Origin of the sequence: Pseudomonas savastanoi (genome assembly GCF_020917325.1) — a bacterium.
Classification (GTDB): domain Bacteria; phylum Pseudomonadota; class Gammaproteobacteria; order Pseudomonadales; family Pseudomonadaceae; genus Aquipseudomonas; species Aquipseudomonas amygdali.
Genome location: NZ_CP076652.1, coordinates 1,139,881 through 1,158,618, shown reverse-complemented (window position 1 = coordinate 1,158,618; position 18,738 = coordinate 1,139,881). Strand labels below are relative to the sequence as shown.

The following is an 18,738-nucleotide window of genomic DNA, read 5'->3' as shown; positions in this document are numbered from 1 at the left end:
ATGTCACAATTTGCCATCTACTCAGAGAAGTACCCATGGACACCCTGCAAAACATGCGTGCCTTCAGTTGCGTGGCGCAAGCGGGCAGCTTCACTGCTGCCGCCGCCGTGCTGGATACCACCACCGCCAACGTCTCGCGCGCGGTCTCCAACCTTGAAGCACATTTACAGACGCGCCTGCTCAATCGCACCACTCGACGCATTGCCCTCACCGAAGCAGGCAAGCGCTACTTGTTGCGCTGCGAGCAGATTCTGGCCTCGGTCGAAGAGGCTGAAGCCGAAGCCAGCGACGCGCATGCCCGCCCGGCCGGGCAACTAAAGGTGCATTCGATGCCCGGCGTCGGCCAGCATTACGTGATCGACGCCATCGCCCGTTATCGCCGCAACCACCCTGATGTCGCGTTCGACCTGACCATGACCCACCGCGTGCCGGACTTGCTGGAAGAAGGCTATGACGTGTCGATCGTGCTGGCCAGCGAACTGGCAGACTCGGGCTTTGTGTCTCAGCGGCTGGGCATTACCTATAGCATCGTGTGTGCATCGCCCGAGTACGTCAAAACCTTCGGCATGGCCCACAAGCCTGCCGACCTGCTGAATCATGCGTGCCTGCGCCTGGTCAGCCCGGTGTTCCCGCTGGACAAATGGCTGTTCGATGGCCCGGAAGGTCAGGAGATGGTCACCATCAACAGCTCGCCGCTGCTGGTCAATTCTGCGGATGCCATGAAAACCGCGATTTCCAGCGGCATGGGAATTGGCATTCTGCCGATCTATTCGGCAATAGAAGGGTTGCGCAACGGCACGTTGGTGCGAGTGCTGTCGGATTACCGCTCGCAGGAGCTGAACCTGTACGCCATCTATCCGTCACGCCAGTATCTGGATGCCAAGATCAGAACCTGGGTCGAATACCTGCGCGGTTCCCTGCCGGAAATTCTCGCGGCCGATGAGGCGGATCTGCATGTGCAGGCACTCAAGTCCTCGTTCTGACATCGTACAACTGTAAAAAGCGGCTGCCAAAGAGCGGAGAGGAATGTTAGCGTGCTACTCATTCAACCGCTCAAGAGTGACTGCCCAATGAAAAAAACCGTACTCGCCTTCAGCCGTGTTACTCCAGAAATGGCCGAGCGCCTGGCACAAGACTTCAATGTGATCGTGCCCAACCCCAAGCTGGGCGACATCAGCGCCCAGTTTAACGAAGCCTTGCCTGAATCCCATGGGCTGATCGGCTCAGGCCGCAAGCTGGGTCGCGAGCAGCTGCAAAATGCAACGAAACTGGAAGTGGTTTCCAGCATCTCGGTGGGCTACGACAACTACGATGTCGACTACCTGAGCGAGCGCGGCATTCTGCTCACCAATACGCCGGATGTACTGACCGAGAGCACCGCCGACCTGGGCTTCTCGCTGATCATGAGCAGCGCCCGCCGCGTCGCCGAACTGGATGCCTACACCAAGGCCGGACAGTGGACGCGCAGTATCGAGCCTCCGCACTTCGGCACCGACGTGCACGGCAAGACGCTGGGCATCGTCGGCATGGGCAATATCGGCGCAGCCATCGCCCGCCGTGGTCGTCTGGGCTTCAACATGCCAATCCTGTACAGCGGTAACAGCCGCAAGACCGAGCTTGAAAAGGAACTGGGTGCACAGTTTCGCAGCCTGGACCAATTGCTGGCCGAAGCGGATTTCGTCTGTCTGGTAGTGCCGCTGAGCGAAAAGACCAAACACTTGATCGGCCGTCGCGAACTGAGCCTGATGAAGCCCGGCGCCATCCTGATCAACATCGCCCGTGGCCCGATTGTCGACGAGCCCGCGCTGATCGAAGCCCTGCAGAACGGCACCATTCGCGGTGCCGGTCTGGACGTCTACGAAAAAGAACCGCTGCAAGAATCGCCGCTGTTCCAGCTCAAGAACGCCGTCACCCTGCCCCACATTGGCTCGGCCACCACCGAAACCCGTCAGGCGATGGCCGAGCGCGCTTATCACAACCTGCGCAATGCGTTGCTGGGCGAGCGGCCGCAGGACCTGGTCAATCCGCAGGTGTGGAAGGGCTAAGGCATTCCTGCTCTATAACCGAGGATGAACATCGACTCAGGCCAGTTTACCGCCGACCAGGACGGCAACCGGCCTGGTCTTCCTGAACACCAGCACATTGCCCGCCATCACCAGCACAAGCCCGAGCAAGGCAGCCACGGTCCACTGGTAGCCTTCGACCCACGTCGAGATGTTCAGCGCCACAATCGGGAACAGCACAGTGCAATAAGCTGCGCGTTCCGGCCCCATGCGCCCGACCAGGGTCAGGTAGGCGGTGAAGGCAATCACCGAGCCGGGAATAACCAGGAACAGCAGTGAGCCTACGTAACGCGTGTTCCATTCGAAGGTGAACGGCGTGCCGCTGAGCAGGCAGTAGAGACCCAGTATCGTCGCCCCGTAGAACATTCCCCACGCATTGGTGGTCAGCGGACGCAGGCCGGCTTTCTGTTGCAGACTCGACAGCATGTTGCCCGCCGAGAAGCACAGTGTGCCCAGCAGGGCCAGGCCCAGACCGATCAGGGTCTCGCGGCTGGCGCTGTGCCCGGACAGCTCGGGCCAGAACAGACACGCCAGACCGATCAGGCCCATGGCACCACCGGCCATAACGTTACCGGCGATTTTCTGGCGAAAGAACACCCGCGCATTCAGCGCATTCCACAGCGTCGAGGTCGAAAACACCACAGCGATCAGCCCGCTGGGTATCCATTGGCTGGCGGTGTAGAAACACATGAAGTTGACGCAGAACAGGCACACGCCTTGCGCAAGACAAATCAACTGACCACGACGGTTGACCGGTTGCAGACGCTTTGTCAGCAACAGGAATGCAAACAGCACCAGAGCCGCCAGCGCGAAGCGATAGACGATCGATACCGGAATCGCGACATCGCCGAGTTGAAGTTTCAGGGCGATCCAGGTCGTACCCCAGATCAGCACAGTCAGCAGATAAAGCGAAATGTTCATGGTGCAGGCTCCTTGATGAGCCATCAGTCTGCTGCGTGCCGGTCTGCCAGCGCTTGCACAATCTTGCGCATTTGCTTCAAGCGCTACTGGCAGCGGCGTCGCCAGCGAGTAGGATACAAATCCTAGAGGAATCGTCATGCCCGCCATTGAATCCATCCAGGTCTTTCAGGCCCTGAACAGTTCACCCAATGCCAATCTGGAGCAGAGCGCGCCGCTGGGCGACGGGTTGGTGGCGGCGTTGTGGAACAATCGGCATGACTCGCAGGAATATCACGCACCGACCCACCACACGCTGTCGTGCTATATCGAGGACGGCACCGGGACCTTTCGCCGCGGCAGACCCGACCAGAAGGGTGCGCCGGGCAAGCTGTGCATCTTGCCTGCCGGTCATGAGTCCGCCTGGGTGGTGAACGGCGAGATCCGTCTGGCGCATCTGTATTTCAGCCCGGAACAGTTTGCGCTGGGCTGCGTGACACTACTGGATCGCGAGCCGCGTGAGATGCAACTGCGGGAAAACACCTTTCTGGAAGACCCCGCACAAGCCGCACGCTTCCGGCAGTTGATCCGCCTGAACTGGGCAGAACCCGGTGAGCGTTTGCTGACCAGCAGCCTGGCGCACGAGATGGTCAGCCATGCGTTGCTCAGTCAGGTAGGGTTGCGCGAGGGGTTGCGCCTGAAAGGCGGCCTGGCACCACACCTGCGGCGGCATCTGGTGGACTTCATCGAAATGCACCTCGCCGACCCGTTGAGCCTCGGCCAACTGGCAGGCATGTGCGCGCTGTCGGAATATCACTTCGCGCGAATGTTTCGCGAAAGCTTCGGCTTGCCGCCACACCAGTACCTATTGGCGCGGCGTATCGAACAGGCTCGCCAGTTGTTGCGCAGCACCGGCAAGCCACTGGGCGAGATCGCGCTGGCCTGCGGCTTTGCCAGCGCCAGCCATTTCAGCAACCGGTTTCGTCAGGCCACGGGGGCCACGCCGGGCGAATACCGGCTGGCGTTAGGCCAATAATTGACTCACGGCTGCCAACGGGCTGAGCAGCACGCCACAGCCTGCCAGCGCCAGCACCCAACGCGGCCGGAACGGCAGCAGCGCAACCAGCAACACCGCGCTGCTCATCAATGCGGCGAACCAGTGCACCGTGCCCATCATCCAGCCATCGGCCTGAACCGCCGCCCATGACGACAACAGCAGCGCGCCCCAGCCGACCAGCTTGAGCGATCGACGCCGCTGTTCGGTCAACGGGCCGTTGAGCAGTTCGCTGTAATGGCGCGCCATGGACAGGCACAGGCAGGTAAACCCTACGTAGCACAGCAAGGCAGCCAACAGCATCAGTGGCTCTCCTGAGGTGTGGGCTGCAATGCAACGCTGGATGTTTTACGGGTGGGTACAGCCGTGAACTTCAGTGCCGCCCAGCCAAGGAACAGCCCGGTGACCAGCGCCGTCAGGTCAAAGGCCGTCATTACCCAGCTTCCCGACATCAGCGAACCCAACAGATAGCGGCCGCTGGTCAGCAGATCGAGCAGCGGCAGCCCGGCAAACAGCACCGCGCCCAGCCCCAGTTGTTCGCGCCACGCACTGCGCCCTTTGCGCACCAGGGCGTGCACCACTGACAACGCCCAGCATGTGAAGAACACGCTGACTTCCCAATCGGCACGCCCGATGAAACCCGAAGGCAGCAGACGATTGGCCCAGAAGAAGCTGGCCACGGCAATCATCAACCCGGACATACTGGCGATGTTCAGCACTTCCACCAGACGCAACTCCAGTGGCAGCACGCCGGTTTTAGCGTGCTTGAGCTGACGCTTGCCCAGCCACATCACCAGCCCGGTGCCGATCATTGCGGTTCCGGCGACCCCGAAAATGAAGTACATCCAGCGCAGCAGCGGCTCGGCGAAATGGCCTACATGCAAACCGTACATCCCGCTGGAAATCAGCAGCGCGACCGGGCGCTCGGGTACTTCGTTCAGCAACGCGCCGCTCGCCCCGCTGAACGTCAGCGCCCCGCCCCGATCCGGCACGATGCTGCCCTTGTCATCACGCGTCAGCAGAACCGAGGCGGTGCTGTCGCCCGGATTATTGACGATCACCCTACCCACCTGACCGCTGTCCCACTTCGCGTTCGCCGCATTGACCAACGGCGCAAGTGCCACCAGCGGCGCAGGCTTGCCTTCTCGCTTGAGCATTTCCGGGGTCGGATAGGCTTCGCGGTAGAACGCTTGAACCGTGTCGTACTGGCTGAGGATGCTCGCGGGCATCACCATCGACATGAAGATCACCAGACTGCTGTAAGTGATCATCAGATGGAACGGCAACACCAGCACGCCAAGCGCGTTATGCCCGTCCAGCCAGGAACGCTGGCCCTTGCGTGGACGAAACGTGAAGAATTCCTTGAAGACTTTTTTGTGAATGATGATGCCGGTGATCAACGCAACGAACATCACCATCGCGGCGCTCGTCGCCAGCCAGCGCCCCCAGGGATAAGGCATCTGCAGTTGATAGTGAAAACGGTAGAAGAAATCACCGCCGCGCGTGTCTCGTGCCTGCACCTCGCTGCCGGTCTGCGGGTCAAGTAGCTTGCGCACGAAGTTATTGCGTTGGCCCTGCTTGCCTTCGGGCAGCCAGCCAGCCGTCAGGCCCGGCGTGCGCTCGTCCGGCAGGCTGATGAACCAGCGCGTGGCCCCGGCGGCGTGGCGTTGCAGATAATCCTGAGCCCGCTGCACGCTGGCACCGGCATCCAGAGCGCGCACCGGAATTTCCGGCTGCATCCACTGGGTAATCTCATCCTTGAAATAGGAAAGCGTGCCGGTCAGAAAAATCGCGAACAACAGCCAGCCGAACAGTAAACCGACCCAGGTATGCAACCAGGCCATCGACTGACGAAACCCCTCTTTCACAATAGCCACCGACCGCAGGCGCAGGCAGCCGCCAGCAATGCGCACGGCGCCAGCACTCCGCCCCAGGCCTGCAACGCCGTGCGGCAGGCAAAACACCAGAGCACCGCGACCAGATAAACCAGAAAGGACAGCATCATCCCCGTCACCACTGCTTCGGCGCGGGGGATAGGCAGCCACTGCGCGACGCAGATGCTGACCACTGAGGCGAGCAGATAACCGGCAAACACAGCCGCCAGCGCCCGCGAGGTAACGGCAAGCCGATAAGCAACCGTCAGGCCCTTGCTTCTGGATTTCGCCATGCGTTTTTCCGGCAGCGAACCGCTTGCGGTGGTGACATCCATCAAAGGGTCTTCATTGATTCATCAAATCTGGGAAGCCGGATCACCAGCCCTCGGGAAGAGGCCGCGATGAATGCCAGCTGTTTGCGCCATTCGTCCCTGAGTGGGATAAATGAACCGCAATATTAATGATAAATATTCTCATACGCAAAAGAGTCTGCCAGAATCCACGCCATCAACGAGTCCCCGTGGATTGTTCCCCGTGATGCCCATCGCCCACTCCGCTCTCAATCACACTGTCGAAAGCCTGTACAGGGCACACAACACCTGGCTGACGACCTGGTTGCGGCGCAGGCTCGGCTGCCCGCACAGCGCAGCGGATCTGGCCCAGGACACCTTCATCAAGGTATTGGGCGCACGCGATACGCAGCAGATCGTCGAGCCTCGCGCCTTTCTGACGACGATTGCCAAACGTGTGTTGTGCAATCACTACCGGCGTCAGGACCTGGAGCACGCCTACTACCAGGCGCTGGCCGAACTGCCGGAATGCGTGGCGCCTTCGGAAGAAGAGCGGGCAATCATTCTCGAAACACTGGTGGAACTCGATCAACTGCTGGACGGCCTGCCGGTGCTGGTCAAGCGGGCGTTTCTGATGTCGCAGGTCGACGGGTTGAGCCACGGCCAGATTGCCGCCGAACTGGGCATCTCCATTGCAACGGTCAAACGCCATCTGAACAAGGCCGCACTGCGCTGCTATTTCGCCTTATGAACCCGAGCAACGAGTCCTTGAACAAATCCGACATCTCGCCTGGCGTGGCGCAGCAGGCGGTCGGCTGGCTGCTGGAAATGCAGGAAGGCACGCTGGATGCGCGTCGTCAGCAGGCCTGGCAGCTCTGGCTCAATGGCAACGCCGAACATCAGCGGGCCTGGGCGCATATGCAGCGGGTCAACCAGCGCCTCAGCGGACTGTCTTCGCCGCTGGCGCATGCGACACTCAATGCGCCGAAATCCGCCAGCCGTCGGCACGCTCTGAAACTGCTGTTGTTGCTCGGCGCAGGCTCGGCAGCAGGCTGGAGTCTGCGCGAGCAGATCGCCCTGCAACCCTTGCTGGCCGACTACAACAGTGGCGTTGGCGAGCAGCGCAAGGTGGCTTTGAGCGATGGCAGTCAGGTGCAGTTGAATACTGCCAGCGCGGTCGATGTGCGTTTCGATGCACAGCAGCGCCTGATCAAGCTGTTGCAGGGCGAAATCCTCATGACCGCCTCGGCGGACAGCCGCCCGCTGAGCCTGTTGAGCGCCGAGGGCACGGTCAGGGCATCGACAGGCGCCAGCCGTTTCAACCTGCGCCAGCTGGATGGGCGCACGCAATTGGCGGTGTTTGCCGGAGCCCTTGAAATAGCCCCGCTCGGCAGGAGCGGCCCGGGTTTGATGCTGCGGGCCAGCCAGCAAGTGACCTTCAGCCGTGATGCCTGGGACAGCGTGAAACCGATAGATGCCGGCAGTGGCGCGTGGGCGGACGGGATGCTGGTGGCGTCGCGCATGAAGCTGTCCGACTTCCTTGCCGAGCTGGGTCGCTATCGACGCGGTCGTTTGAACTGCGATGCAAAAATCGCCAGCCTGCTGATTTCCGGCAGCTATCCGCTGGCCGACAGCGAGCGCATCCTCGACATGCTGGAACTCGCCCTCCCGGTGCATGTACAACGCTTCACCCGCTATTGGGTGAACGTGCAGGCGCGGGTTTGATCGTGATTGCTCGTTTTCACGCCGGGTGCTCATGGTGACGTACACATCCTGAAGAGCCCGAAATACGGGGCTGACGCTACGCTTACTATCGTTCCCATGCTCCGCGTGGGAATGCCGTTCGTGACGCTCCGCGTCACACAGCGGTTTTTGGATGTCAGCTGGATTTACGCTAGCCGGCAAAAATTTTTCAAAAAGAGTGAGCCGTTTTTCGATCCTCGCGTGACAGACAGGGAAAGCCTCTCTCAACCTTCCGGTCAAAGGACTCCTGCATGTCAGCCCGCCCTACTCAACTTTCACCGCTGGTGCGTACGTTGCGCCATGTCATTTTCGGTGCCAGCCTTTCGGTCGGCAGTCTGTCGATGGCGCAGGCTGCCGAGGTGGCACCCAAGGCGTATCACATTGCGCCAAGCGAGCTTGAAGCTGCGCTGAGCCAGTTCGGTCGAGAGTCCGGCGTGTTGATTTCCTACGGTTCGCAAATCACCAGCGGTCTGAAGAGCCGTGGTCTGGAAGGTCAATACACGCCCGAGCAAGGCCTCAATGCGTTACTCGAAGGGACGGGGCTGCAGGCCTTGGCCGACGGCAATAACGGCTTCACCCTGCAGCAGGCCAATGCTGCTGGCGCGCCGATCGAGCTGGGTGTGTCCACAGTGGTCGGCGACTGGCTGGGCGCCGCGCAGCAAACCAACGTTTTCGAACACCCCGGCGCGCGTGATGTGATCCGCCGTGAAGAATTCGAGCGTGTCGGCGCAACCTCGGCGCGTGAAGTGCTCAATCGCATTCCGGGCGTCAATGCCCCGGACAACAATGGCACCGGCAGCCACGACATGGCGCTGAACTTCGGCATTCGTGGTCTCAACCCGCGTCTGGCGTCACGCTCCACAGTATTGATGGACGGCATCCCGGTGCCGTTCGCACCTTATGGTCAACCGCAGCTGTCCTTCGCGCCGATCAGCATGGGCAACATGGACGCGGTCGACGTGGTGCGTGGCGGTGGTGCAGTGCGTTACGGTCCGCAGAACGTGGGCGGTATCGTCAACTTCGTGACCCGTGCCATCCCCGACGCACCTACCCTCAAAGGCGGCATACAGACCGAAACCAGCCCGTCGTCCAGCCACGATGGTTTCAAGACCACCGGCAACCTGCTGGCAGGTGGTACGGCGGACAATGGTCTGGGCGGCGCGATTCTGTATTCCGGCGTACGCGGCGGTGACTGGCGCGAGCACAGCGATACCCAGATCGACGACTTGATCCTCAAGGGCAAATACCAGATCGACGAAGCCAACAGCCTCAATGCCATGGCGCAGTATTACGATGGCGAAGCGCAGATGCCCGGCGGCCTGAACGTCAGGGATTACGATGCCGATCCGTACCAGTCGACTCGTCTGAAGGACAAGTTCTGGGGCCGTCGCACCATGTTCAACTTCGGCTACCGCTATGAAAAGGATGCGCGCGTCTTCACCGCCAACACGTTCTTCACCAAAACCCTGCGCAGCGGCTATCTGGATCAGGGCAGCTTCGTTTCCCTGTCGCCCCGCGAATATTGGGTACGCGGTCTGGAAACGCGCTTCTCGCAAGGCTTTGCACTGGGCGAAACCTGGCATGAAGTCGGTGTTGGCTACCGCTACGTCAACGAAGCCGGTCACGAACTGCGCTATCGCGAACCGGTGACCGGTAACCTGCCGACCACCGCCAGCCGCAACGACCGTGACACCCGCGGCGCGACTGAAGCGCATGCGTTCTACATTGATGACCGTATCGACATCGGCAAGTGGACCATCACGCCCGGCGTTCGCTACGAGATGATCGACACCGCGCAGAACAACAACCTGACCAACGCCCGCTATCAAGGCGACTACAGCACCGCACTGCCAGCGCTGAATGTGCTTTATCACCTGACCGACACCTGGAACCTGTACGCCAACACCGAAGGCTCGTTCGGCAGCGTGCAGTACAGCCAGATGCCCAACCGCGTTACCGGCGATGAAGTCAAACCGGAAAAAGCCCGCACCTGGGAACTGGGTACGCGCTACGACAACGGCAACCTGCGAGCCGAGATCGGTGCATTCCTGATCAACTTCGATAACCAGTACGACAGCAATCAGACCAACGACACCGTGATCGCACGCGGCGAGACGCGTCATCAGGGGATCGAGACCAGCGTCAACTATGCGCTGGAAGGCCTGAGCCCGGTATTGGCCGGTTACGATGTCTACGCGAGCTACGCTTTCGTTGACGCGACAATCCGTGAAGACGGCCCGAATAAAGGCAACCGCGTGCCGTTCTCGTCAAAGCACAAGGGAACGATGGGCGTCAGCTACACCGAAGGGCCGTGGAAGCTGAATTTTGACAGCTCTTTCCAGAGCGACCAGTTCGCCGACAACGCCAACACAGCGGCCGAAAGCGCCGACGGCAGCACTGGCAAGATCCCTGGTTACATGCTGTTCAGCACCCGCGCCAACTACGACTTCGGCCCGCAACTGTCGGACCTCAACGTAGCGGTCGGGATGAAGAATATCTTCAACCGCCAGTACTACACCCGCTCGTTCGACGACAACAACCGCGGCAAATACGTCGGCGAACCGCGCACCGTGTACGTACAAACGTCGGTCGCATTCTAGTTCCCGGACGCCAGAGCGTGAGAGAAGTGTTCTCCCGGACACCTCTCGTTCCTCACGCTCCGCGTGGGGGTGCCGTTCTGGACGCTCTGCGTCCGCTCCTGATTCTCAGCCTTGAATCAGGGCGGCCATTTTTTGCTGCGAAATATTTCTTACACATTGGGGTTGAATTGTCAGGCCATTGCCGCCAACACTGTGAATGAGCGCAAACGAAATCGATTCCGCAAGGAATCACGTAGTCCAGCCTCGCACGAGCAAGCCCTAATAAGGATTAACTATGCAAATCCAGGTCAATAGCGATAATCACATCGAAAGCAGTATCCGACTGGAGGAGTGGGTTCGTACCACCGTTGAAAGCACGCTCGAACACTACGATGAAAACCTGACCCGCGTGGAAGTCCACATCCGCGACGAAAACGGCGACAAGCCTGGCCCGCACGACATCAAGTGCCAGATGGAAGCTCGCCCCAAAGGACACCAACCTATTTCTGTTTCCCACAAGGCCGATACGGTAGATCAGGCTGTGGATGGCGCTGCTGTAAAACTCGATCACGCGCTCGAGCATCTGTTTGGCAAACTGCGCGGCAAACGAGGTGCCGCACCGATCATCGCCGAGCAGGATGAAGATCCGGTCAGCCCGGACGCGCTGCTCGAAGAAGAATTTCTGGAAAAAGAGCAGGAGAAAGAAGCCGCTCGTCTGACCTGATGTTCCACTGACACGTTTTGCAAAAAAAGGGCGAACCGGCAACGGTTCGCCCTTTTTGTTTGCCATGGATTGTTCCCCATGAGCAGGCAAGCGCAGCGCTCCACGCACGCCGACAATCTGTCGACCAGCGTGCCCTACACACGGTTGTGCCCCAATCAGTGCGCACCACAAACGCTCGCTGCACAGCTTTGGCCACCTTGCCCCATCGCTCGCCTCGCAGCGATCTCGATCGCCGGTTGCCGTCTATCGAATTTAACATTCAGCACCGGGCAGTCCGAGCACGGCACCTGACAGCCATAGGCGAGCAAAAAATCATGCCCCTTGCCTACATGAGCAGGCGGGTCAGCCCTTCAAACCGACAAGCGTTCAACACTCACCCTGCCGCTCTGCAGCAAGACGCTCAACGTCAGGACCTGGGCAGCAGGCGAGTACGGTTTTGACCCGTCTTTACGAATCTCTGACGCCAGAATTCGGTTGTCGGAGTGTCAGACAATCACTCAAAAAGTCGTACGCAAACTGCATTCGCGAAAGGAGCAGGCCATATCCGGGAAGTGTTCTCCTCCCCTTTTCGAGAGCACGTTTGCCGACCGGATCGACCGGTTCGCATTGCAGCAGAGTAAGCCGTGAAGCAACTGCAATGGGCTCCCGTTCAGCGGCGTCTCGCGCATCACCCCTGCAATATGGCCCGAACCATGCAGTGTCCTGTAGTACGCGCCACGAGGCCGGCCATCAGGACGGCCACCTCCAGGCGCGGACTCCCGCCGTGGGTGCGTTAAAGCGTCTTAAACGAAACCTCTCATCAACGCGAAAGACGACAGCAAACCTGTCAGCAGCAAGCGAAGGAGTAACGCAACCGCTGATCAGTCGTCGAGAACCAAAAGGACTATTACCCGGTCAACTTATGCAGACCATTTAGCAGGTGAATGATATGGACAATCCTTTTCAGATGATCACGGACACTTTTCACCCCGACTATCGGGTGAATCTGAGCATTCAAGGGCTGGACGGCAGCATCATGCTGACCCTGTCCAACGAATGCGGAGTCGTTGCCAAACGCCTGATCAGCGCCGCGCAACGCAATGACCCACAACGCCTGCGCAAGCTTATCGAAAGCGTGCAATTCGGCATCGCCATCGAGCGTGGCGAAAGCGCGATCAAGATTCTTGCAGCGATGACTGATGGTGCCACGCTCAAAAAGACACCCGGCCCGGCCAATGGTCTGTGGTCGCAGAATCAGGCCGCGGTGAATGCCGGGGTTTGACGGGCGCTTTCTTCTTCCGATTCAGTGCCTTTGATGGCGCTGAATCGGGATGGAATTCATTGATGCCGTTTTTCATCAGTTACGTTAACTGAATATCTTCAGCGGCGTGTATCGCGGCCGATTGGTCATCAACTTCAAGAAAAAACCCATACTCGCCATGCCCCCTTGTGCAGCCTGCAAGGCCTGAAAAATCAGGCAGTTCGCCATCAAACTCCCTCCCGCCTCTTCAGCAAAAGTACAGATACATCCTGCTACAACAATCCTTGCGCAGAAACATTCGAGCGACTGGGCACTGCGTTCAGCGCCACTGCACCTGCGGATGATTCCGAGGAGGCAACATGTTCTTAAGGTATGGGGTATTGATCGCATCACTTGCGATAGCGTCAGGCTGTGTCGAAGAGCGGGTAGTCCATGAGCGACCACACGTACATCATGAATACGTCGAAGAAGTCATCGCGCCACAACCACCCCCTGAGCGAGTAATTGAAGTAGAACCGGCGCCTCGTCCCGGCTACATCTGGGCACGCGGTTACTGGCACTGGAACGGGCAGCGGTTCGTACCGGTTCATGGTCACTGGGAGGCGGAACGACCTGGCTACCACTATGTGCATCCGCACTGGGAAAGCGCCGGAGACGGCTGGCACTGGCGTGCCGGTGTGTGGCTTAACTGACAGGCGACTTCCATAGCAACGTACTGGCGGCATCGATCACGGATGCCGCCAGTGTCTCGATCAGACCTCGCCTTTCTCTTCGGTCACAGCGCCTTTGACCGAACTGGACGAATCAGGAATCTTCGCCGACGGGTATTTGTACGACGCGTAGCGCACCACCAGAATTGCAAACGCCAGCAACAGAATGCCGCCACACAGGTAGATGATGCCAATGTCCGGCGGGTTGTGGTGGGATACGTCGGAAATCAGCAGACGGGTCAGTGCAGTGATCGCAACGTAGATCAGGAAGCGCACGGGCATGTGGTTGGTCTTGAAATAAATCCCGGTCATCGCCCCCAGTTCCAGGTAGATGAACAGCAGCAGGATGTCATCGACCGTGACGTTGCCTTTCTCGACCATGCCCAGGAACGCAACCACTGACGCCCAGGCAGTGATCGCGCCAATCGCGAACAGCGCCAGAAAGTGAAAGCTCTCGACGCAGAGATTACCCAGTGACTCGGCCTGGCCATGCACGCGGTGTCTTATCTTTACTGCCCATTTGTTTCCCATGACGCTCTACCTCTGAACCTTCGTTTATGCCGACCGGATAATGCCGGGTGCTGGTGACACCTTTGTGGCCTGCTTTTTAAAGCAGGAACAGGGCCATAGGCTATGGTTGAGAGCGCGACGGGTTGTCGCAAGGCACATTTGCAGCGCAAAAAAGATGCTTAAACGCCACTATTCAGCGAGGGGTTGATTGGTACAGGCTTTTTACTGTATAAAAACACAGTAATCAAGAAATCACCTTCAACGCCGATGCGTCGGAGAGCGGGCTTCATGCAGACCCTCATATGGATATGCATGCAGCGCCCCGCTACACCTGACCGGCATGCTGGTCTTGCAGGATCAATGCTTTTGCATACCCGCTGGTCAGAGCGTGAAGCGCTGAACGTCCGGGTCTAGCCCTTTCAACACTGGATAACACGACGAGGCCAAAATGGCTGTTGAAACCCTTTACCGCAGTACCCGCGATCTGGAGACTACTTTCGTGGACCGTAAACTCGCCGATGCGCACGATCAAATGCTCGAGCTGGCCGAGCTTCTCACCGACGTCCTGATCAAGAACGTGCCGGGGATCTCGGAGAAGCATGCAGAGGATGCGAGTATCTACATGGCGAAAAATCGCGCCGTCTTTGCCGCCGCCTTCAAAAACAACGCGACTGCACTCAGCGAGCTGTCGGAGCCTGCCGAGTCGGAAGGCTGATTGCGTTCTGCACCGCGACCCCCTCATTCGGAGGGGTTCGCTAATCATTCTCATTTAATAACTGGGCAACTGCCCGCATTGCTGCTACAACTCAATAGTGCAGCTCACTTAACTTTAGCGGTATGTAAGCTATTCCTTAACATCTCGTTCACCTGCAGCGAATCAAACTCGATACAAAAGCAAAGTTCCACACTGTCATTATATCAGCGCCATTTTTGTGAACCCCTTCGCTTTTCCTGTCATTAATCAGGCGTCAGTATTCTGCTGTAGTGATGCACGCCACAGCACGGCTATTTTTGTTGGAACTTTTTGCCATCATGGCGACTTTCAGCACATTAGCGACCTTTGAAAACAGCCTGACCGACGCTATCATCCCCCCATAAAACCCCCGCAGCCATTGGGCGAAACGGTTTTTTAAAAAGTTTTAACCTTGAACTGACCACCCCGAAAAACCAAAGTTCCTGAAAACTATTACTTTGAAAAATACTTAATAAAACATTTTGCTTTATTATTTTGTTCTGCTAATAATCCCGACAATTCCGGGTAACAAGGCACATTGCTACATCACATTGAAGTGAATATCGAGCTACGCACTCCGATCTTCCCCGCCCGAGAAACTCATTAACTCGCCAGCTGGCCACGCTGCTCTCAGCCTGGCTTTGCTATTGCGCGGCGCGCTCAAAGCGCGGGAGGAAATAATGGCTGGTCAGCAACCGAGGATGAAGGTCCTTTCCATATTCGGCACTCGCCCAGAGGCCATCAAGATGGCTCCGTTGGTCAGAGCACTGGCCGCAGAGCCGGGTATCGATTCGAGAATCTGCATCACCGGACAGCATCAGAGCATGCTGCAACAGGTGCTGGACATGTTCGAGCTCAAGGCCGATTACAGCCTTGATGTGATGCGCCCCGATCAGACGCTGAACTCCCTGACCGCGGCGCTTTACGCGGCGATCGATCCGATTCTGGACGAGATGAAACCGGACAAGGTGCTGGTTCATGGCGACACCACCTCGGCAATGGTGGCGGCCATGTCGGCCTTTCATCGCCGCATTCCCATCGGCCACGTCGAAGCGGGCCTGCGCACTGGCGATATCCGCCAGCCGTGGCCTGAGGAGATGAACCGCCGCTGCATCGATCTGATTTCCGATCATCTCTTTGCACCGACGGCCGAGTCGCGCCGCAACGTGCTGGGCGAGCGCCTGCAAGGTATCTCGTTCGTGACCGGTAATACCGTGATCGACGCCCTGCACCTGACCGCTCAGCGGATCGACAGCAACCGCCAGTTGCGCCACGCACTGGATCGCCAGTTTTCGTTTCTGGTACCTGAACGCAGGGTGTTGGTGGTGACCGGGCATCGTCGCGAGAATTTTGGCGACGGCTTCCTGAATATCTGCAAGGCGCTGGGCGAACTGGCCCGACGCGACGACATACAAATCGTCTACCCGGTGCATCTGAACCCCAACGTTCTGGGGCCGGTCACCGAGCACCTGGGCGACTTGCCCAACGTGCACCTGATCAAGCCTCTGGATTACCTGTCGTTCGTGCGCCTGATGCAACGCGCCCACGTCATCCTTACTGACTCCGGCGGCGTGCAGGAAGAAGCGCCGTCGCTGGGCAAGCCGGTGCTGGTCATGCGTGATGTCACCGAGCGTCCCGAGGCAGTCGCAGCGGGTACTGTACGTTTGGTAGGCACCGAGACCGACGCGATCATTAGTGGCGTGAACGCCCTGTTTGATGACGACGCCTTGTGGCAGAGAGCCTCCCATGCCGCCAACCCTTACGGCGACGGCAAGGCCAGTGCGCGCATCGTCGATGCCCTGATGGGTCGTCCGGTGGATGAATTTGTCGCCGAGCTGCCGCGTTATCGCACCGACCCGGTCGATGTGCAGCTCGACACGCTTATCCAGCCTCAGCCTCAGCACCAGCATAACCAGATGCGCTCGATGGCAGGTTAGCGAGAACACGCGCAGGTAGCGCAAAAGAACACCAAACATATCCGCAGGAAGCAGTCCGCAGACGATACGGGCACCCGGTTCACACCGAGTGCCCGAAAAACGTTGTAGCAGACCGGCAGCCTGTATCAAGACCCAATGGCCTTGAGCCTTTACCGAGATCTGCACGATGAAATCTTCCGTTGCCGTAAACATGGGCGCGTTTAACGTCCTTGCCTGCGGGATGAGCCTGCTGGCTCTGATGCCTGCATTTGCCCTGGCTGCCGAAAGCCCGTTGACCCAGGCGATCAACCGAATCACTGCCGACAGCCGTCAGGAGCGAGTGATCGAGCTGCGGGAACTGGGCATCGATCGCCCGATCATTCTCAGTGCCACTGATGCACGCCGTGAGCTTTACCTGCCGGTGCCCGCCAATGTGCCGCTGACGGATGCGACGCTGAATTTTGACGCCAGCTATCTGAATGGCGAAGCAGGCCGCAACACGCTGCTACTGTCGCTGGATGGTTATCCGGTGCGCGCGCTGGGCCTCAACGAAGAACAGGGTAATGCCAGCGCCGTACTGGGCGTCGACAAGGCAGCCCGGGAAAGCGGCTCAGTGCGCCTGGGCATTGCCTGGTCCTCTGTGATCTCGAAAGTGCTCTGCGAAGACGAACGCGCCATCGGCAATGTGCTGCGCATCGATCCGCACACGCGCCTGACTTACGGCTATGACGCCAGCCAGTTACAGGATGTGGGTGCAGCGTGGAACGCGCTGCCCGGCAAACCTAGCCTGTTGGTCGCACCCGGCACCTTGTCGAGCGCCAGCTACGACGCCGCCTGGCGTCTGGGCGTAGCGCTGGAACGCATCGGTAAACAAGCGCGTATCCTGCCGTTTCCTGCCGTGCAGGACAGTGTGGACCTGAGCGGCCTGAATATTCCGGCAGAACTCAAGCAGATTCCGGCATTCGCCAGCCTTGACGGCAAAGGCCAATACACCTTGCTCGACCCGGCGCAGATCGGCGCATTGCTGATGCTTGGCCAGACCCCGGCATTGCAGGGCGATCTTGCGATCAGCGATCCGCAACTGCTCAAGGCAATCGACGACGCTCTGAACGCCCTTCAGGCACAGGTACAAGGACTTGACGCAACCGCCGCCGCAGCACTGGGCCAGTGGCGCGAACGTCATATCAAGCAACCGCTCGCCAATAGCACCGAGGACGTGAGTCTGGCCCTGCTGGGCAATCGCGCGCTGCTGATGATCAAGCCGGAGTCGGCGAACAAGGCCATCGGCCTGTTCAGTTCGGCTTGGAACAAACTGGCGCGCAATCGCCAGTTGACCATCGGTGAAGAAACCGCGATGCCGCTCAGCGAAGACGGTCGCGTTGCGCTGACGCGCCTGGGCGGCAAGCCCGGCACGGTGGATGTGCTGGCTAAAACCGATTGGAGCGCCTCGTTCCCGCTGGGCAGCGTGGCCTATGACGGGCGCGTACCGGTAACCGCGATGATTGATGTTGCTGCGGCCCCCGGCGCATCCGGAACGCCACCGGTTGCGACACTGTTTCTCAACGACTACCTGATCGGTGCGATGCAACTGACTGCCGATGGCAAGAAAGAGCGCATCGAAGCAAGAATTCCGCAATATGCACTGGCAGCGCAGAACACCTTGCGCGTCTCGTTCCAGCGTCAGCCGGTCAGCAACCAGTGCCTGGAGACGCCGCAGGCGTTCCCGATCTCGGTATTGCCGACCAGCCATGTGGTACTGGACAAGGTCACGCCTGACGAAAACTTTTCGGGCATGGCAGCACGCTTCGCTACGGACACTCAGATAATGGTGCCCAAGGCCTATCTCGAGCGCCCGGCCAGCAGCCTGCCGCAAGTGATCCGCGTCGCCAGCGCTTCCGGTGTCTCGCCGCTGCGTGCGCAACTCAGCGTCAGCGATGACGCCAGCGTAGCCGTGACGCCCGCCAAAGCGTTTCTGGCGTTCGAACTGCCAGTCAAGGATGGCGCCGAGTCGGTCAAGGCCAGCAACGACGGGCATCTGCTGATCAATCACAAAGAGCAGACGCTGCTCGACCTCAAATCCCTCAACCACCTGGCCTCGTTGCAAGTGATCGACGCGGGCGGCCAGCACGGCATGATCTATCGCACGCTTGGCGGTCAGGCCCCGGTTTTCGAGCGCCCGCTACTGCTGGAGCGCGGCAACGCCACGCTGTTGGCTGACAACGGCCCGATCGCCACCTTTGACGCCAAGGATCCGACCGGCAGCCAGATGATCGAAGACGAGCAAAGCACTGGCCTCGACGCCTGGCGCAAACCGTCGCTGCTGTGGCTGATTCCGGCTGGCATCGTACTCTTTCTCATCCTGTTGCTGGCTGGCCGTAGCGCCCGTCGCAATCGCTCGTAACGGG

The 18,738-nt window shown here is 59.3% G+C and carries 17 protein-coding genes; 12 read left to right on the top strand and 5 right to left on the bottom strand.

Annotated elements, in window-relative coordinates:
- Positions 1-35 precede the first annotated feature (35 nt).
- Positions 36-983, top strand: a complete 948-nt coding sequence (locus KP808_RS05140) for a LysR family transcriptional regulator (RefSeq protein ID WP_002552240.1) — start codon at positions 36-38, stop codon at positions 981-983.
- 87 nt (positions 984-1,070) lie between these two features.
- Positions 1,071-2,045, top strand: a complete 975-nt coding sequence (locus KP808_RS05135; RefSeq protein ID WP_058400607.1) for a 2-hydroxyacid dehydrogenase — start codon at positions 1,071-1,073, stop codon at positions 2,043-2,045.
- A gap of 36 nt (positions 2,046-2,081) precedes the next feature.
- Here KP808_RS05135 and KP808_RS05130 read toward each other — a convergent pair whose 3' ends face one another.
- Complete coding sequence (locus tag KP808_RS05130; RefSeq protein ID WP_057422374.1) at positions 2,082-2,984, bottom strand: DMT family transporter; 903 nt, start codon at positions 2,982-2,984, stop codon at positions 2,082-2,084.
- Between the two features lie 136 nt (positions 2,985-3,120).
- Here KP808_RS05130 and KP808_RS05125 point away from each other — a divergent pair, with 136 nt between their 5' ends.
- Positions 3,121-3,996: an AraC family transcriptional regulator gene (locus KP808_RS05125; protein ID WP_122281322.1), complete on the top strand. Its 876-nt coding sequence runs from the start codon at positions 3,121-3,123 to the stop codon at positions 3,994-3,996.
- On the opposite strand, the gene KP808_RS05120 is transcribed toward KP808_RS05125, so the two are convergent.
- Genes KP808_RS05120 through KP808_RS05110 form a run of 3 tightly spaced genes read right to left on the bottom strand, consistent with a single transcriptional unit; the run spans position 3,985 to position 6,223 of the window.
- Positions 3,985-4,317 carry a DUF3325 domain-containing protein gene (locus KP808_RS05120; RefSeq protein WP_122281321.1) on the bottom strand — a complete coding sequence of 111 codons (333 nt, stop codon included), beginning with the start codon at positions 4,315-4,317 and terminating at the stop codon, positions 3,985-3,987. The two genes, KP808_RS05125 and KP808_RS05120, sit on opposite strands and share 12 nt — an antisense overlap.
- Positions 4,317-5,858, bottom strand: a complete 1,542-nt coding sequence (locus KP808_RS05115) for a PepSY-associated TM helix domain-containing protein (protein WP_230018815.1) — start codon at positions 5,856-5,858, stop codon at positions 4,317-4,319. Before KP808_RS05115 ends, KP808_RS05120 begins: the two co-directional genes overlap by 1 nt.
- 20 nt (positions 5,859-5,878) lie before the next feature.
- Positions 5,879-6,223, bottom strand: coding sequence for a DUF3649 domain-containing protein (locus KP808_RS05110; RefSeq protein WP_230017588.1), 345 nt, complete (start codon positions 6,221-6,223; stop codon positions 5,879-5,881).
- A gap of 202 nt (positions 6,224-6,425) precedes the next feature.
- On the opposite strand from KP808_RS05110, the gene KP808_RS05105 reads away from it, so the two are divergent.
- The 6 genes from KP808_RS05105 to KP808_RS05080 all read left to right on the top strand — a co-directional run bounded on the left by KP808_RS05105 (position 6,426) and on the right by KP808_RS05080 (position 13,156).
- Entirely contained in the window at positions 6,426-6,929 is a 504-nt protein-coding gene (locus KP808_RS05105; protein ID WP_004658339.1) for a sigma-70 family RNA polymerase sigma factor, read from the top strand.
- The gene (locus KP808_RS05100) at positions 6,926-7,903 is read left to right on the top strand and encodes a FecR domain-containing protein (RefSeq protein WP_230017581.1); all 978 of its coding nucleotides are present in this window, start codon (positions 6,926-6,928) and stop codon (positions 7,901-7,903) included. The genes KP808_RS05105 and KP808_RS05100 overlap by 4 nt, the downstream gene beginning before the upstream one ends.
- A gap of 269 nt (positions 7,904-8,172) precedes the next feature.
- Positions 8,173-10,521, top strand: coding sequence for a TonB-dependent Fe(3+) dicitrate receptor FecA (fecA, locus tag KP808_RS05095; RefSeq protein ID WP_230017575.1), 2,349 nt, complete (start codon positions 8,173-8,175; stop codon positions 10,519-10,521).
- Positions 10,522-10,795: 274 nt separating this feature from the next.
- Positions 10,796-11,224 carry an HPF/RaiA family ribosome-associated protein gene (locus KP808_RS05090; RefSeq protein WP_002552231.1) on the top strand — a complete coding sequence of 143 codons (429 nt, stop codon included), beginning with the start codon at positions 10,796-10,798 and terminating at the stop codon, positions 11,222-11,224.
- Between the two features lie 928 nt (positions 11,225-12,152).
- A complete protein-coding gene (locus KP808_RS05085) occupies positions 12,153-12,485 on the top strand; it encodes a DUF3509 domain-containing protein (protein ID WP_004663953.1) in 333 nt (110 codons plus the stop codon).
- Between the two features lie 338 nt (positions 12,486-12,823).
- Positions 12,824-13,156 carry a YXWGXW repeat-containing protein gene (locus KP808_RS05080; protein ID WP_011167889.1) on the top strand — a complete coding sequence of 111 codons (333 nt, stop codon included), beginning with the start codon at positions 12,824-12,826 and terminating at the stop codon, positions 13,154-13,156.
- 60 nt (positions 13,157-13,216) lie between these two features.
- Here KP808_RS05080 and KP808_RS05075 read toward each other — a convergent pair whose 3' ends face one another.
- The gene (locus KP808_RS05075; RefSeq protein ID WP_054077840.1) at positions 13,217-13,705 is read right to left on the bottom strand and encodes a phosphate-starvation-inducible protein PsiE; all 489 of its coding nucleotides are present in this window, start codon (positions 13,703-13,705) and stop codon (positions 13,217-13,219) included.
- 427 nt (positions 13,706-14,132) lie between these two features.
- Between KP808_RS05075 and KP808_RS05070 the strand changes: the two genes are divergently transcribed.
- The 3 genes from KP808_RS05070 (at position 14,133) to KP808_RS05060 (ending at position 18,734) form a co-directional block, all read left to right on the top strand.
- Positions 14,133-14,399: a YebG family protein gene (locus KP808_RS05070; RefSeq protein ID WP_005615333.1), complete on the top strand. Its 267-nt coding sequence runs from the start codon at positions 14,133-14,135 to the stop codon at positions 14,397-14,399.
- A 698-nt stretch (positions 14,400-15,097) separates the two neighbouring features.
- Positions 15,098-16,354: a non-hydrolyzing UDP-N-acetylglucosamine 2-epimerase gene (gene wecB, locus KP808_RS05065; protein ID WP_058400600.1), complete on the top strand. Its 1,257-nt coding sequence runs from the start codon at positions 15,098-15,100 to the stop codon at positions 16,352-16,354.
- 166 nt (positions 16,355-16,520) lie between these two features.
- A complete protein-coding gene (locus KP808_RS05060) occupies positions 16,521-18,734 on the top strand; it encodes a cellulose biosynthesis cyclic di-GMP-binding regulatory protein BcsB (protein ID WP_230017569.1) in 2,214 nt (737 codons plus the stop codon).
- Positions 18,735-18,738 lie beyond the last annotated feature (4 nt).

Coding starts and splice junctions, on each gene's coding strand:
- KP808_RS05140 (WP_002552240.1), top strand. CDS start 36: ATGGACACCCTGCAAAACATGCGTGCCTTCAGTTGCGTGGCGCAAGCG.
- KP808_RS05135 (WP_058400607.1), top strand. CDS start 1,071: ATGAAAAAAACCGTACTCGCCTTCAGCCGTGTTACTCCAGAAATGGCC.
- KP808_RS05130 (WP_057422374.1), bottom strand. CDS start 2,984: ATGAACATTTCGCTTTATCTGCTGACTGTGCTGATCTGGGGTACGACC.
- KP808_RS05125 (WP_122281322.1), top strand. CDS start 3,121: ATGCCCGCCATTGAATCCATCCAGGTCTTTCAGGCCCTGAACAGTTCA.
- KP808_RS05120 (WP_122281321.1), bottom strand. CDS start 4,317: ATGCTGTTGGCTGCCTTGCTGTGCTACGTAGGGTTTACCTGCCTGTGC.
- KP808_RS05115 (WP_230018815.1), bottom strand. CDS start 5,858: ATGGCCTGGTTGCATACCTGGGTCGGTTTACTGTTCGGCTGGCTGTTG.
- KP808_RS05110 (WP_230017588.1), bottom strand. CDS start 6,223: ATGGATGTCACCACCGCAAGCGGTTCGCTGCCGGAAAAACGCATGGCG.
- KP808_RS05105 (WP_004658339.1), top strand. CDS start 6,426: ATGCCCATCGCCCACTCCGCTCTCAATCACACTGTCGAAAGCCTGTAC.
- KP808_RS05100 (WP_230017581.1), top strand. CDS start 6,926: ATGAACCCGAGCAACGAGTCCTTGAACAAATCCGACATCTCGCCTGGC.
- fecA (WP_230017575.1), top strand. CDS start 8,173: ATGTCAGCCCGCCCTACTCAACTTTCACCGCTGGTGCGTACGTTGCGC.
- KP808_RS05090 (WP_002552231.1), top strand. CDS start 10,796: ATGCAAATCCAGGTCAATAGCGATAATCACATCGAAAGCAGTATCCGA.
- KP808_RS05085 (WP_004663953.1), top strand. CDS start 12,153: ATGGACAATCCTTTTCAGATGATCACGGACACTTTTCACCCCGACTAT.
- KP808_RS05080 (WP_011167889.1), top strand. CDS start 12,824: ATGTTCTTAAGGTATGGGGTATTGATCGCATCACTTGCGATAGCGTCA.
- KP808_RS05075 (WP_054077840.1), bottom strand. CDS start 13,705: ATGGGAAACAAATGGGCAGTAAAGATAAGACACCGCGTGCATGGCCAG.
- KP808_RS05070 (WP_005615333.1), top strand. CDS start 14,133: ATGGCTGTTGAAACCCTTTACCGCAGTACCCGCGATCTGGAGACTACT.
- wecB (WP_058400600.1), top strand. CDS start 15,098: ATGGCTGGTCAGCAACCGAGGATGAAGGTCCTTTCCATATTCGGCACT.
- KP808_RS05060 (WP_230017569.1), top strand. CDS start 16,521: ATGAAATCTTCCGTTGCCGTAAACATGGGCGCGTTTAACGTCCTTGCC.